Genomic DNA, 12,929 nt, shown 5'->3' with positions numbered 1-12,929 from the left:
CAGTATTCGTTTACTAGCAGGTCAACATAACTTCCTATCACTTTCACAATTTCTATTAGGAACTTTACTCCTTTTAAACAAATAAAGAAAAAGATTTAGGAACCGGATTTATTTGGATTTTCCTCATTATTAGCTATATAAAATAACAGGGGGGATATATATGCTAAAAGGATTACAGATTACTTTTGCACTCATTGCATTGTGTATAACAATATACGGATATTTTACTGGTAATAGAGAAATGATGCCTTATATGTTCATTTTCTTAGGATTAATGGCTTTCACTATAGGACTAGAAGAAATAAAACAAGACAGAAAATCTAGTGGCATACTTGCTTTTCTCGCTGGATCTGGTGCTTTATTTCTTAGTTTGTCAGAACTCTTCCGGTAAATAATCTATTTAAGGAGGAATTACATGCTAACTGGATTACGGATTGTTTTAGGACTTTTCACGCTTCTCATACTCTTTCTTTGCACTTATATCCAGATTACCGATTATTTCTCACTTCTCCCATACGTACAATTTATTCTCAGTTGTTTCTTTATTCTTGTCGGAATTAACGAATTTATATCCGGACGAAAATCAATGAGCATTCCGTTTTTTTTCGTGTCTATTCTTACACTCTTCGCTCTCATATCAAACTACCTTCGCTACGTATAGAATGAAATCTTGAGCAATTTCGCATTTACAAGCACGTAATAAAATAGGGATGATTTTTTGTCAGTTTTTGTCGGTAAGTCGATATTCCATGTCGAAACGTCGATATATTAAAAAAATCGTCGATATAATTCAAGTTGTGTTCGATATATTTGGAAAATCGTCGATATAATTTCATTTATTATCATGCCACAAAAAAAACTGCCCTTTTACAGGCAGTTTTTCTTCTTATCCAAATACTTTCTCAAGTTCATCTTTATCTTGGCTTAACCAGAAGTTCATTAAACGTTTTGCTCCTTCTAAATCGTGAAGCTTCGCTTGACCACATTGTGTTTCATTTGCAGCTGGAATTTCTGTAATTTGAACCGCATCTTTTAATGTTAATTCTAATAAATCAATAATTTCTCGAACTGTCGGTGTTCCGCTTACTACGAGGTAATATCCTGTTTGGCAGCCCATTGGTGAAATATCGATAATATCAAAATGCGGATAACGATCAATATATTTACGTAAATTAAATGCTAATAAATGTTCTAACGTATGAATAACATCTGGTTTCATTGCTTGTTTATTCGGTTGGCAAAAACGAATATCAAATTTATTTACAATACCGTCACTACCTACATTGTGAACTCCGCAATGTCTTACATAAGGTGCCTTTACAATCGTATGATCTAATTCAAAGCTTTCTACTGATGGCATACAACATCTCTCCCGCTTTTAATTTAATTCCGTTATATCCAATATGATATAACGGAAATGCACATTAGTAAAGTATTATGTACAGTCGTGCTATAATACTTTAAGAATATGCCGAAAAGGAGACCATTATGAAACAGATTTTTATTGGGATTATACGCTTTTATCAAAAGTTCATTTCTCCGATGACACCGCCAACTTGCCGCTTTTATCCAACTTGTTCTCATTACGGATTAGAGGCGTTTCAAAAGCATGGCGCATTCAAAGGCTTTTGGCTTACTTGTAAGCGTATATTAAAATGTCACCCTTTCCACCCAGGAGGATTTGATCCTGTCCCAGATAAAAAGGATGACAAAGTACATTCTTAATTGTCGTAACCATTCACAACTAAATCTAATTTTCCTGTATCAGGATCGATAACAAGACCGTGAACAGGTACTTCTTCCGGAAGTAATGGGTGGTTGCGAAGTACTGATACGCTATGTTCTACACTTTCTTCCACACTAGAGAAGCCGCGCAAGAATTGTTCTAAATCGATTCCAGAATAACGAAGCATATCTAATTTCTCTTCTGTTATACCGCGTTCTTTCATTTTCTCAATTGTACTGCTTGCTTGAATTTTTGCCATGCCACAATCGTGGTGACCAACTACACATACTTCATCAGCGCCAAGTTCATATACAGCGACTAAAATACTACGCATAATACTTCCAAAAGGATGTGAAATAACAGCACCTGCTACTTTAATAATTTTCACATCGCCGTTACGCATATTCATCGCTTTCGGCAATAGCTCAACAAGTCTTGTATCCATACAAGAAATAATTACCATCTTTTTGTTTGGAAATTTCCCCGCTACAAACTCTTCATACTTTTTCTCTTCCACAAATTTCTCATTGTATTGCAAAATCTCTTCTAATGACTTCATAGTAAAAGGCCCTCTTTTCTCTCGTTTACACTACATAAATAGTGTACCAAAATATGAAAAACTCAAAAAGGATATCGCTTTATAGTAAAAATAAGATATTTTCAGATAATCGACATAATTCTTTCAAAATATACACACAGCTTTGTAACAAGTCTCACATACTATAATCCTATTTTCACTATAAACTAATTGTAGATAATGTAAAAAAGGAGTGAATATTTATTATGTCCGACGTTCTGTTACTGAGTCGTTTTCAATTTGCAATTACTATTTTTTATCACTTTTTATTTGTACCTTTGACAATCGGACTTGTCATTTTAGTAGCATGTATGGAAACTCAATACGCCCGCACATTGAATCCAACATACCGCAAAATGGCAAATTTCTGGGGTAAATTATTTACAATTAACTTCGTAATGGGGATTATAACCGGGATTACGATGGAATTCCAATTTGGAACAAACTGGTCTGAGTACTCCAAATATATGGGAGATATTTTCGGATCCCCTCTCGCAATCGAAGCACTCGTTGCCTTCTTCTTAGAATCTACTTTCATGGGAATATGGTTATTCGGTAAAGACAAAATTTCACCAAAGTTCCGTGCCTTCTGTATGTGGATGGTTGCACTTGGAACAAATATTTCCGCCCTTTGGATTATTACAGCAAACGGCTTTATGCAAAACCCAGTTGGCTACGTCGTGCGTAACGGCCGCGCTGAATTAAATGATTTCTGGGCACTCGTTACAAATCCATATGCGTGGAATATGTTCTTCCATACTGTAATTGGTTGTTATATTGTTGGTGCTTTCTTCGTTATGGCAATTAGTGCCTATCACTTATTACGTAAAAATGAAGTTGAATTCTTCAAAAAATCATTTAAGTTTGGCTTAATGTTAGGCTTATTCGCCGCAACAATTACACCGTTTATGGGACATCAATCTGGTGTATCAGCAGCTAAATATCAACCAGCTAAAGGTGCTGCGATGGAAGCTGTTTGGGAAACCGGGAAAGGACAAGGCTTCTCGATTGTTCAAATTCCTGATGTAAAAAATGAGAAGAACTTTGAATTCCTTACGATTCCAAAGTTAGGAAGTTTCTTCTATACAAATTCATTTGATGGCGAAATTGTTGGTTTAAAAGATATTCCGAAAGAAGATCGTCCAAATGTTAACCTTGTGTACTATAGCTTCCGCTTAATGGTTGCACTTGGTATGTTCTTTATGGCATTAACTTGGTACGGTTTCTACTTAAACCGAAAAGGAAAACTGGAAAACTCAAAACGTTACTTAAAAATTACAATATGGTCTGTTTTACTACCATATATCGCAATTAACGCTGGTTGGATTGTTGCCGAAGTAGGTCGTCAACCATGGACAGTTTATAAACTAATGCGTACAGCAGAATCTGTATCACCTATATCTGTCCCGCAAATTTGGTTCTCTTTAATTAGTTTAATCTTGTTCTACACTTTACTTTTAATCGCAGACGTATATTTAATGCTGAAGTTCGCAAAAAAAGGACCAGCAGCATTAGAAGAACCTGCTACTAAGGGAGGCGTGGCCCATGTCTCATGATATGCTTGCAATCATCTGGTTTGGTCTATGGGGCGTGATTTGGACAGTTTACTTCATTCTTGATGGGTATGCACTTGGTAACGGAATGATTTTTCCTTTCGTTACGAAAGATCGACAAGAACGAAATCAATTACAAGAAGCAATTGGCCCGTTCTGGGGCGGTAATGAAGTGTGGCTAATTACAGCTGGTGGTGCAACATTTGCTGCCTTCCCAGTCACTTATGCAAATATGTTTAGTTATTTATATACACCGTTATTCTTAGTATTACTTGCACTATTTGCTCGTGCTGCTGGACTGGAATTCATGCATAAAGATGATTCACCAATTTGGCAAAAAGCTTGTAAATGGGCATTTGCAATTGGTAGTTTCTTAATTGCTTTCCTATTCGGTGTTACATTTGCTAATCTTTATTACGGACTACAAATCGGAAAAAATGGCTATGAAGGAAATTTACTTAGCTTACTAAATCATTACGGTATTTTAGGAGGGTTGTTCTTCACTGCTATATTCGTCGTATCCGGTGCCCTTTGGGTTATGATTAAAACGACTGGTGAAGTATCCGACCGTGCTTATAAAATCGCAAGACCATTTTCAATGGCAACTGCTATCATTTTAGCTATTTTCTATGTAGCAACTGCAAATCGTACAAATTTATTCCAAAACTTCACAGAGTACCCGGTACTATTCATTCTTCCAGTACTTGCAATGTTAATGAGTGTACTCGCGCTTATTATGGTGTACAAACATAAAATCGGTCTTGCATTCACATTCGTTTGCTTAACAATCGCAATGTTTATGACAACTGGCTTTGCGGGTATGTTCCCAAGAATGCTACCATCTCGTATTAATGATGCTTATAGTACAACGTTATACAACGCAGCTGGTAGTCAATTAAACTTAAAAATTATGTTCTTCGTTGCAATGGTTATGGTACCAATTGTTATTGGATATCAACTTTGGAGCTACAGTATCTTTAAAAATAAAATTCATAAAGACTCTGCTAAAGGGTATCACTAAAATGAAAAAGACACTTCGGTTGAAGTGTCTTTTTTTACGTATGATTTTCGATAGGATGTTATATTTCTAATCTAACAACTATAATACAGAAGAATCATTAACAGCTCACAGCTAGATTGTAGCATAGGGTAAGTTCATCATTTGATGCAATTTTGCATATTTCTCTATAAAGTAAACTGTATTCCCTGATCATTCACATCGCTATCTCCTACATCCGCTGTACTAACCCCGCTAAATGTTTGTACTTTAATCCCTGTATTCGATGATCCCGATCCATTATAAGCTTTCGTTTTTTCAATCGGCTGCACGTTATATTTATCTCCTAAATTAATCGTTCCGTTACAGTTTTCAATAATAACACCTTCCACAACTGACGGCATTTTGTCACCCACTTTCATTTCCTTACTTTCATTTTATGAAAAGCGCCTAACAAAATAGCATGTTTCCATAAGAAAAAAGCACTCAAACTGAGTGCTTTTTTCTTATTTACCTTTTTTCTTTTTCTCACAAGCAGTTCCATCGCCATCACGGTCTAAATGCTTACCATAATATGGACTATCTCTTGTAATATCATAATATCCCGCATCGTTTGCTTCTTTACAGTTAGCAAAACGTTACATCATCACCAAATCCAAAAATCCCATTTCCGTATCCAGCAACAACGTTTTTATTTGCTAAATCCATAATTGCTTTATAAGACCAATGATTGTTTGGAACATCTTTAAAACCTGCGCTTGCCTCCGCTGTTCCAATTAAAGTAAATGCTGTAGTTGCAACAAGTGCACCTGTTAAAATTAATTTTTTAAATCTCATACTTAAGTCTCCTTCTCTTTCCATAATAACCATTTAACAATATAACAAATTATTCAAATGTATTTTGCCATATTCTGTCGAACACAAAAAAGAATCCTGCAGGATTCTTTTTTGCTAAGCATGAATGGCAATTTTGGAGACAGTTGACTTCTTCAAAAATTTATTAGGGGTAATATTTTGAAAAAGAAAGCCTTTCATATGTAGGTTAACACCACTGGAATATATAGTAAATTGATAATATTTATACGGAAGATTGCTAATGTTTAGTATAGATAGTTTCCACTATGCTAACAGTAAAAACTATCTATACTAAACAAAAAAAGTGCCTTCAAAGAAGACACCTTTCATAAACAGACACTATAAAACAGAATTATTTATTGTTATACGATTGTTAGATACAAAAAGTAGAGGGAAATGTTTGTATTACATTCTGTTTTATAAAGTATGTCTACCACTTATATTTTAATCCTCTTCACTTGAAAATAAATATAATATGCATAATTACATACGAAAAAGAAAAGACACTCCATAGAGTGTCTCTTCAACCATTTTACTTTTAATATATCGCTTTGAATATATTGTAGCATACGTATCCATATATTTTATTGAGAAAATTCGAAATCCTTTTTCTTTCATTTTCAATTATAAAATCATGTAATATAAAAGGTATGTCAAATTCTTATACAAGTTGAGGTGTACTATATTTATGTCTTTTGGAATTATCCCTCTTATACTGTTTATTATTTTTCTTATCTCCTATTTAAAAGATCCACGAAAAATAATAAACGGCTTTTTATTTAATACCTTTATCTGTTTTTTCCTTCTTTTTTGTGTAATTATATCTGTGAATTCAAGTAGTGATGTCCTACGCTATATTATAGTCTTACCTATTTTAGCACTTATCATTATGATTCCTTTCGGTGTTATTGCTTTAATGTTTGGGCTATTTCTGAATGCGAGAATTTTAATGAAACGAGAAGGCAGACGTTTTACTAACTGTTTAACACTTATTGCTGCTTTAGGTATTTTATTCTCTATATTATTCCTTTTCATAAGTCCAGCAAGTTTCTTCTCATCACATTTCCAGCCTATTTTCGCTGGTATTTCTCTTATAACCGTATATTTCTTTATACACTTATCTAACTTCTTAAGCGCTTATTTTCTATATCAATTCAACAGACCAAGACGTAATCAAGATTTCATCATCGTTCTTGGAAGTGGCTTAATTAATGATAAAGTACCACCTTTACTTGCAAGTCGTATTCATAAAGCAATCGACTTTTATTGGAAACAAGCAGCGGTGAATACACCACCAACAATTATATTCTCTGGTGGCCAAGGTCCGGATGAAGGACTTCCTGAAGCAGAAGCGATGCAAAAGTACGCTGTTGAAAAAGGTATTCCAATTGAACATACAGTACAGGAAAATCGTTCTGTCAACACATATCAAAATATGTCGTTCTCTAAAGAAATTATGGATTCTTTAAAACCTGAAGGTAAGTATAGAAGTATCTTTACAACAAACAACTTCCACCTTTTCCGCGCTGGTATATACGCAAGACAAGCTGGTCTTAATAGCCAAGGAATTGGATCAAAAACTGCCTTTTATTATTGGCCTAATGCAATGATTCGTGAATACGTCGCAATTGTCGTAATGGGGCGTAAACGTCATATGAAGTTTTGCGGAGTTATTTTAGGATTCGCTTTATTTGTATCAGTACTTAGTTTTATATTTTCTTAATAGCATCCCATCCTTTCAAAGGATGGGATTTCTTATACTTATTTCAAAAATATTTTAAAGATAATATGGTGATAATATTCCCTGCATATACCCTTTAAAGAGAATTTTTTCAAATTAAATGTTAAAATGGAAATTAGGTGTGAATTACGTAACAAATAAGAAACTAGTTTGAAACGAGGAAATCATATGGAGAAAATTATCAAAAACAAGCCCAATAAGCTTAAAATCGCTTCAAAAGCTTTGATGATTATTATTGGGGCATTTATCACAGCGTACGGATTAGAAGCGGTATTAATTCCAAATAACGTATCAGACGGTGGTGTAACTGGTTTAAGTATCGTTAGTTCAAGATTATTTGGATTGCCATTAGGAGCTCTAATTGCAATTATTAACATTCCTTTCGTTTGGTTAGGATATAAGCAAATCGGTAAAAGCTTCGCTATTTATTCCATTATCGGGATTGCTTCATTAGCAATAGGTACCGTTGTCATGCACGGAATACCAGCTATTATTGAAGGCGATACATTATTAGTTACAGTTGTTGGTGGTATCATTATCGGTTTTGGTATGGGACTAGCATTACGTAACGGCGGAGCATTAGATGGAATCGATATGCTAGCTGTATTGCTTTCTCGTAAGTTACCATTTGGAACGAGTGACCTTATTTTATTCTTAAACATGTTCGTATTTATTTTCGTATCCACAGTATTCGGTCTTCAAGGAGCTATCCTCTCGGCAATTGCTTACTTTATTGCTTCGAAAGTGATTCATATCGTTGAAGTTGGTTTAAGTGGTTCGAAAGCATTTAAAATCATTACGAAAGAGCCTGAATTGATGGTAGAAACAATTCGTGATCGTTTAGGCCGAAGTGCAACATATAACGAAGTATACGGCGGTTATTCTAGAGAGAAATTCAAAGAAATTTCTTGTGTAATTAACCGTTTAGAAGAAAGTAAAATGAAAGAACTTATTAATGAAATCGATCCACACGCCTTTATTACAGTTTATGACGTAGCAGAAGTAAAAGGCGGTAACTTTAAGAAACGTGATATTCATTAATCGTTATGAAAGAAGAGGGTGTGCCAATATGTTGGCACACCCTCTTCTTATTATTTGTCAGTAAGTCGATATATTCCAATAATCGTTGATATATTTTTACTCGCCCCATCTTCCTCCGTTTTTCATCCATGCTACATATTTTTGAAAGGCGGGCACTTCTTGTTGAAAACGAAGTGGAACATATAGAAAGAGAGTACATGTACATAATATCCATAGAATACCTACTACAAAGTGAAATTTCATCGTTGTGCTAATAAACAAACTTAAGAATAAGACGAGGAACATAATTACACTAAATCTTTTATACATAGTCATAATAATCTCCTCCTTATAACTTCATTGCACCAGCTATAAGGAATTAATTTCCATAAAAAAAAGACCAAAAAGCAAATTTCACTTTTCGGTCTCTACACTATCTTCTCTTCGTAATCTTTCCTGAACCACCGACCCTCGTTTTCGGAGGAGATGTATTCCTTGGCGGCGTTTTAATAGATGATTTCGGCTTCACATCTGATCCGCTTGAACCACCTGGATTTTTCGTAATTTTCCCTTTGCTTCCAGTAGAAGGCGGGGGCGTGCTGTTTCCTTTTTTCGTAATACTTCCTGTATCTCCTACAGAAGATTTCGAATCTACATTATCGCCACGCTTAATGATAGACCCTTTCCCTTCCTTCGTAATTGGAGGCGGAGTTTTCTTTTCTTCTTTCGTAGGTGGTCTCTCTGGAATAACTGGTTTATGACTTTGTCTGTCATTATATCCGCGATAATCACCGTACGATGATTTTCGTGAACCGAATATATCGTTTAAAATACTTCCCATAATATACCCTTGTAGGAAGGACGGTTGATAATTTTGACGGACAAATTCTTTATTACTTATTTCAATTAACGTATCAGATGGCTTCTCTTTATCCTTTTGCAGATTATAAATCTTATCAGAATAAACGAGGAACATTTGATTTTCGTCTTCTTTAGATGCTTGCTTCGGTTCTCTTTCATTCATGAGTTCCTTCGCGACTTCAGGAACTGACCGATTGGCGGCCCTATACACGTAAGATTCTTGTTTACCTTCCTTTGCGACAGATTCAAGCGGATAACGGTCTTGAATCGACTTTGTCTGCCCGCCCTGACAACCTGATAAGGCATATCCAGCAACAACAAGTAATGTAACGATAGCAAGTATAGGGATCACGAACGATTTAATCATGGTAAACAATCGGTTTGACATGATTACGCCCCCTTACGTTGCTCTTATAATTTGTACATCAGCAGGAATAATTGCTTCTCCCTCATACATCATTGTGCGACCATTTTGCCATTCAATACGTAATAATTTTCGATTATCTGATTGGAATTCCCATACATACTGTTCTTCTGAAGCAGAGAATGGTGTTTTCCCCATTACAACAACACGTCCGTTATATTGCTCTTCCATATGGTACTCTGTATCATCCATTTCTATTGTCGTCGGAATTTCATCAATTGAATCTAAACGACCATCAATTGGTGTATACAATTTGTAATACGTATTTTCACGATCTTCAATTTTTAAATAACGAATATCTTTCCCGTCTTGCAGTGTTAAAACAATTTCTTTACGAGAATGCATACTCGTTTTCCCAGTTAATTCGTACATGACTAATGAAACTTCAACCATATCGCCAGGAGCTAACGTTAACAAGCTTTTCTCTGGTTTCGGCGGCTCTGGGCTCTTCATTATATTTTTAATTCGTTTAAATAAACTCATGATCTACCCCCTCCTTCTCTCTTTATAAACAAGCACCTAAAATAAGTGCACCCACAATATGTAATGATCCGGCCAACATCGCGTGCGCAACACTGCCTTCTTTCGTACCTTCTTCTAAATCTAAACCAGCCATTTTCTTTAACACAAATTCGATAAACATTTCTACCACTAATAAAATAACGAAAGAAACTGCTGATGCAAGTAGCGCTTGCCATAAGTCATTTGCTTTCGTTATCGATTGAGATAAAATGTACCCTTGCGCGAATAATTTCATGACGAAACGAGTTGTTACAGCTGTATTCCCATTTTTTATTTCTTTTAAATCATTGTATTTTGTAAAAATCGAATCAACCCACATAATTGCAAATAAAAGTACTGCACTCGCTCCAGTCCATACAAGCATGGCTAATACATTTGTCCATGTCATTGCAAAACCTCCTCTAAATATAAAGTGAAACTTTAATCAGTGGGGAGGTGTTCATTCCCCGCTGATTATTAGTTGAACCAATCGGGCATTTACGGGCAGTAGATCTCCCCCCACCTCTCTGCTTTCACAAAAAGTAAAGGTGGGAATCTTACTGCCCGTTAATGCGGGGTAATAGAAAACCGACATGAATTTGTTTAGACATGTCGGTTCATTTGTCTCTATTCTATATTATTTCTCATACTGCTTCATAATACGAGCTAATTCATCGTCAACAGCAGAATTTTTGTTTAAGCTTGCGAATTCATCATCTAATGATTTTTCTTTCTTGTACACTTCACCGCTTGCTTCTGCTTCAGCCTCTAATTGAAGAGCTTTCTCTTCCATACGGCTTAAACCAGCTTTCGCTGAGTTTGAATCAAATCCAGACATCGCCTGATTAATATTCTTTTGTGCTTTCGCCGCATTTACACGTGCTACAAGTGTCTCACGTTTATTTTTCAGCTCTGTTAATTGCTTACGCATTTCTTCTAGCTTCAGGCGAAGATTATCAGCAGCAACTTTATTTTGCTCATAGCTTGCTTTATACTCATTCATCTTTTGCTCTGCGCTTTGTTTTTCTTCAAGAGCACGACGCGCAAGATCTAAGTTATTAGCTTGAACAGCCATATGAGCTTGCTCTTCACGTTTTTTCACAAGTGCTTCTTGCTCTTCAAATAAGATTTTGAATTTCTTCTCAAGCGCGATTTGAGCTGCTACACTTTTCTCAGCTTCTTGTACATCCGCTTGCATATCGCGTAAATATTGATCCGTCATCTTAACTGGATCTTCTGCTTTTTCAATTAATGAATACACATTCGACATTGTTAAATCTCTTAATCGTTTAAATACAGACATTCTAATTCCTCCTATGACTTACCTCATATTTCAAATTCACTACTTGGAAAACTGAAAAATCTCCCTTAACAGTAAAGAATATTCATTTTTACAGCTATATGTTTATTATAACAAAACTAATATGTCCTTACATGTTATTTCCAAAATACAGCCAATATAATATGACATTCCAGATAAAACATTGTATTCCTAATATATTCTCATTAATCCTCTTCAAAATTGCCTTATTTTTATGCACTTTCACTAAATTACATTATTGTAATGTTACTGTAAGCTAACTCGATAGTTGCGTCTCCCTATTTCTTATACACTAATACTAGAAGCAACAAACAAGCTTCTCATCATTTCGGAACTAATACAAAAATTGTATTTACTATAAAACAGATAAAAGGAGAAATCATCATGAAAAAATTAGTAGGAATCGGATTAGCAGCAGCAATTTCACTTGGAGCATTATCAGGTTGTTCTTTATTAGGAGAGAAAGCGAACGGCTTTGTAATTTACGGATCAGAAGAACAAGTTCAGCAAATTACAGATAAAAACAAAAAAGAAGTGAAAGAAAAAGACTTCTATAAAATGAAAATGACAACATTAGAAGGTAAAAAAGTTCTTGTCATGGATAAGAAAACTGGTGAAGAACTTGTAAAAAAAGAGTTGCTTAACAAAGTGGATGAAAAAGACGATACGAAACCACTTGATAAATTACCAGCTGTAACAACAGAGCAAGGTGTATTATTTGCTAAAGAAAAAGTACAAAATGCTACACTTGATGGAGCAAAATTAAAATATGAAGGCAACACAATTATCGGAAGTAGCCGTGCATATGCCGACATGTTCGCAATTGTTGATGATGCAACTTACGGAAATGTAAAAGGTGAAGAAAAATCTGTAGGTGTATTAAAATTCGATAAGGATCCAAGTAAAGAATTCCCTGGAAAGAATGGTGTAGAATCATCACAACTTGTAAAAATTAAGAAGTAATAAAAAAAGCTTTGCGACATTGAAGTACACCCCAATTGTTAGACACATAATTAACAATTGGAGGTGCATTTTTTATGGCTAAATTTTCTTCAAAAGATAAAATACAAGCAATAAAACGATATCTAGAAGGTACTGAAGGTGTTTTTTTTACTTACTAACTATATGACTGTCGTTGACATTGATCCGCTGAATAAATCTATAATTTGTACGGATGCATTTTACAATAATATGACGTTAATATTATTGATGCAAAATAAAACAAGAGCCACCCCTCAATTATGAAGTGCACCCCAATTGTTAGACACAGTCTAACAATTGGAGGTGCATTTTTTATGGCTAAATTTTCTTCAACAGAAAAAATTCAAGCAGTGAAACGATATTTAGATGGTA

General features: G+C 34.9%; 16 protein-coding genes and 1 pseudogene. 7 read left to right on the top strand and 10 right to left on the bottom strand.

Translation table 11 applies throughout. The features are described from left to right. The first annotated feature begins 160 nt into the window (after positions 1-160). Positions 161-391, top strand: a complete 231-nt coding sequence (locus tag MR147_RS22780) for a YczI family protein (protein ID WP_074606841.1) — start codon at positions 161-163, stop codon at positions 389-391. A gap of 495 nt (positions 392-886) precedes the next feature. On the opposite strand, the gene luxS is transcribed toward MR147_RS22780, so the two are convergent. Further along, the gene (gene luxS / locus MR147_RS22775) at positions 887-1,360 is read right to left on the bottom strand and encodes an S-ribosylhomocysteine lyase LuxS (RefSeq protein ID WP_001141369.1); all 474 of its coding nucleotides are present in this window, start codon (positions 1,358-1,360) and stop codon (positions 887-889) included. Between the two features lie 128 nt (positions 1,361-1,488). On the opposite strand from luxS, the gene yidD reads away from it, so the two are divergent. Beyond that, on the top strand, positions 1,489-1,725 hold the full coding sequence (yidD, locus tag MR147_RS22770; RefSeq protein ID WP_000809329.1) for a membrane protein insertion efficiency factor YidD: 237 nt from the start codon (positions 1,489-1,491) through the stop codon (positions 1,723-1,725). On the opposite strand, the gene MR147_RS22765 is transcribed toward yidD, so the two are convergent. Beyond that, positions 1,722-2,285 (bottom strand): beta-class carbonic anhydrase, encoded by a 564-nt coding sequence (locus tag MR147_RS22765; RefSeq protein ID WP_000838159.1) that lies wholly within the window; start codon positions 2,283-2,285, stop codon positions 1,722-1,724. The genes yidD and MR147_RS22765 overlap by 4 nt on opposite strands. 224 nt (positions 2,286-2,509) lie before the next feature. On the opposite strand from MR147_RS22765, the gene cydA reads away from it, so the two are divergent. After that, positions 2,510-3,859, top strand: a complete 1,350-nt coding sequence (cydA, locus tag MR147_RS22760) for a cytochrome ubiquinol oxidase subunit I (protein ID WP_074606845.1) — start codon at positions 2,510-2,512, stop codon at positions 3,857-3,859. After that, positions 3,849-4,877, top strand: a complete 1,029-nt coding sequence (cydB, locus tag MR147_RS22755; RefSeq protein ID WP_074606847.1) for a cytochrome d ubiquinol oxidase subunit II — start codon at positions 3,849-3,851, stop codon at positions 4,875-4,877. Before cydA ends, cydB begins: the two co-directional genes overlap by 11 nt. A 164-nt stretch (positions 4,878-5,041) precedes the next feature. On the opposite strand, the gene MR147_RS22750 is transcribed toward cydB, so the two are convergent. The 3 genes and pseudogenes from MR147_RS22750 to MR147_RS27355 form a co-directional block, all read right to left on the bottom strand. Then, positions 5,042-5,275 (bottom strand): spore germination protein, encoded by a 234-nt coding sequence (locus MR147_RS22750; RefSeq protein ID WP_139302725.1) that lies wholly within the window; start codon positions 5,273-5,275, stop codon positions 5,042-5,044. Positions 5,276-5,359: 84 nt separating this feature from the next. Beyond that, on the bottom strand, positions 5,360-5,446 hold the full coding sequence (locus tag MR147_RS27360) for an excalibur calcium-binding domain-containing protein (protein ID WP_446699740.1): 87 nt from the start codon (positions 5,444-5,446) through the stop codon (positions 5,360-5,362). A gap of 43 nt (positions 5,447-5,489) precedes the next feature. Beyond that, positions 5,490-5,690 (bottom strand): annotated as a pseudogene (locus MR147_RS27355) (S-layer homology domain-containing protein); the annotation flags it as partial. A gap of 706 nt (positions 5,691-6,396) precedes the next feature. Between MR147_RS27355 and MR147_RS22740 the strand changes: the two are divergent. Further along, the gene (locus tag MR147_RS22740; RefSeq protein WP_074606851.1) at positions 6,397-7,431 is read left to right on the top strand and encodes a YdcF family protein; all 1,035 of its coding nucleotides are present in this window, start codon (positions 6,397-6,399) and stop codon (positions 7,429-7,431) included. A gap of 186 nt (positions 7,432-7,617) precedes the next feature. Continuing rightward, positions 7,618-8,490: a YitT family protein gene (locus MR147_RS22735; RefSeq protein WP_000411239.1), complete on the top strand. Its 873-nt coding sequence runs from the start codon at positions 7,618-7,620 to the stop codon at positions 8,488-8,490. Between the two features lie 96 nt (positions 8,491-8,586). On the opposite strand, the gene MR147_RS22730 is transcribed toward MR147_RS22735, so the two are convergent. The 5 genes from MR147_RS22730 to MR147_RS22710 form a co-directional block, all read right to left on the bottom strand. After that, the gene (locus MR147_RS22730; RefSeq protein WP_074606853.1) at positions 8,587-8,805 is read right to left on the bottom strand and encodes a hypothetical protein; all 219 of its coding nucleotides are present in this window, start codon (positions 8,803-8,805) and stop codon (positions 8,587-8,589) included. 97 nt (positions 8,806-8,902) lie between these two features. Continuing rightward, the gene (locus MR147_RS22725; RefSeq protein WP_074606855.1) at positions 8,903-9,718 is read right to left on the bottom strand and encodes a DUF4247 domain-containing protein; all 816 of its coding nucleotides are present in this window, start codon (positions 9,716-9,718) and stop codon (positions 8,903-8,905) included. Between the two features lie 12 nt (positions 9,719-9,730). After that, complete coding sequence (locus MR147_RS22720; RefSeq protein WP_000051761.1) at positions 9,731-10,237, bottom strand: DUF4178 domain-containing protein; 507 nt, start codon at positions 10,235-10,237, stop codon at positions 9,731-9,733. Positions 10,238-10,259: 22 nt separating this feature from the next. Then, positions 10,260-10,664, bottom strand: coding sequence for a DUF350 domain-containing protein (locus tag MR147_RS22715; RefSeq protein ID WP_000220322.1), 405 nt, complete (start codon positions 10,662-10,664; stop codon positions 10,260-10,262). Positions 10,665-10,892: 228 nt separating this feature from the next. After that, a complete protein-coding gene (locus tag MR147_RS22710) occupies positions 10,893-11,558 on the bottom strand; it encodes a PspA/IM30 family protein (protein ID WP_000110284.1) in 666 nt (221 codons plus the stop codon). Positions 11,559-11,960: 402 nt separating this feature from the next. Between MR147_RS22710 and MR147_RS22705 the strand changes: the two genes are divergently transcribed. Continuing rightward, positions 11,961-12,539: a lipoprotein BA_5634 family protein gene (locus MR147_RS22705; RefSeq protein WP_074606857.1), complete on the top strand. Its 579-nt coding sequence runs from the start codon at positions 11,961-11,963 to the stop codon at positions 12,537-12,539. Positions 12,540-12,929 lie beyond the last annotated feature (390 nt).

This window comes from Bacillus cereus group sp. BfR-BA-01350 (genome assembly GCF_022663775.1).
GTDB lineage: Bacteria > Bacillota > Bacilli > Bacillales > Bacillaceae_G > Bacillus_A > Bacillus_A paranthracis.
Note: the sequence above shows the minus strand (reverse complement) of the source record. Positions and strands in the feature narration are given on the sequence as shown.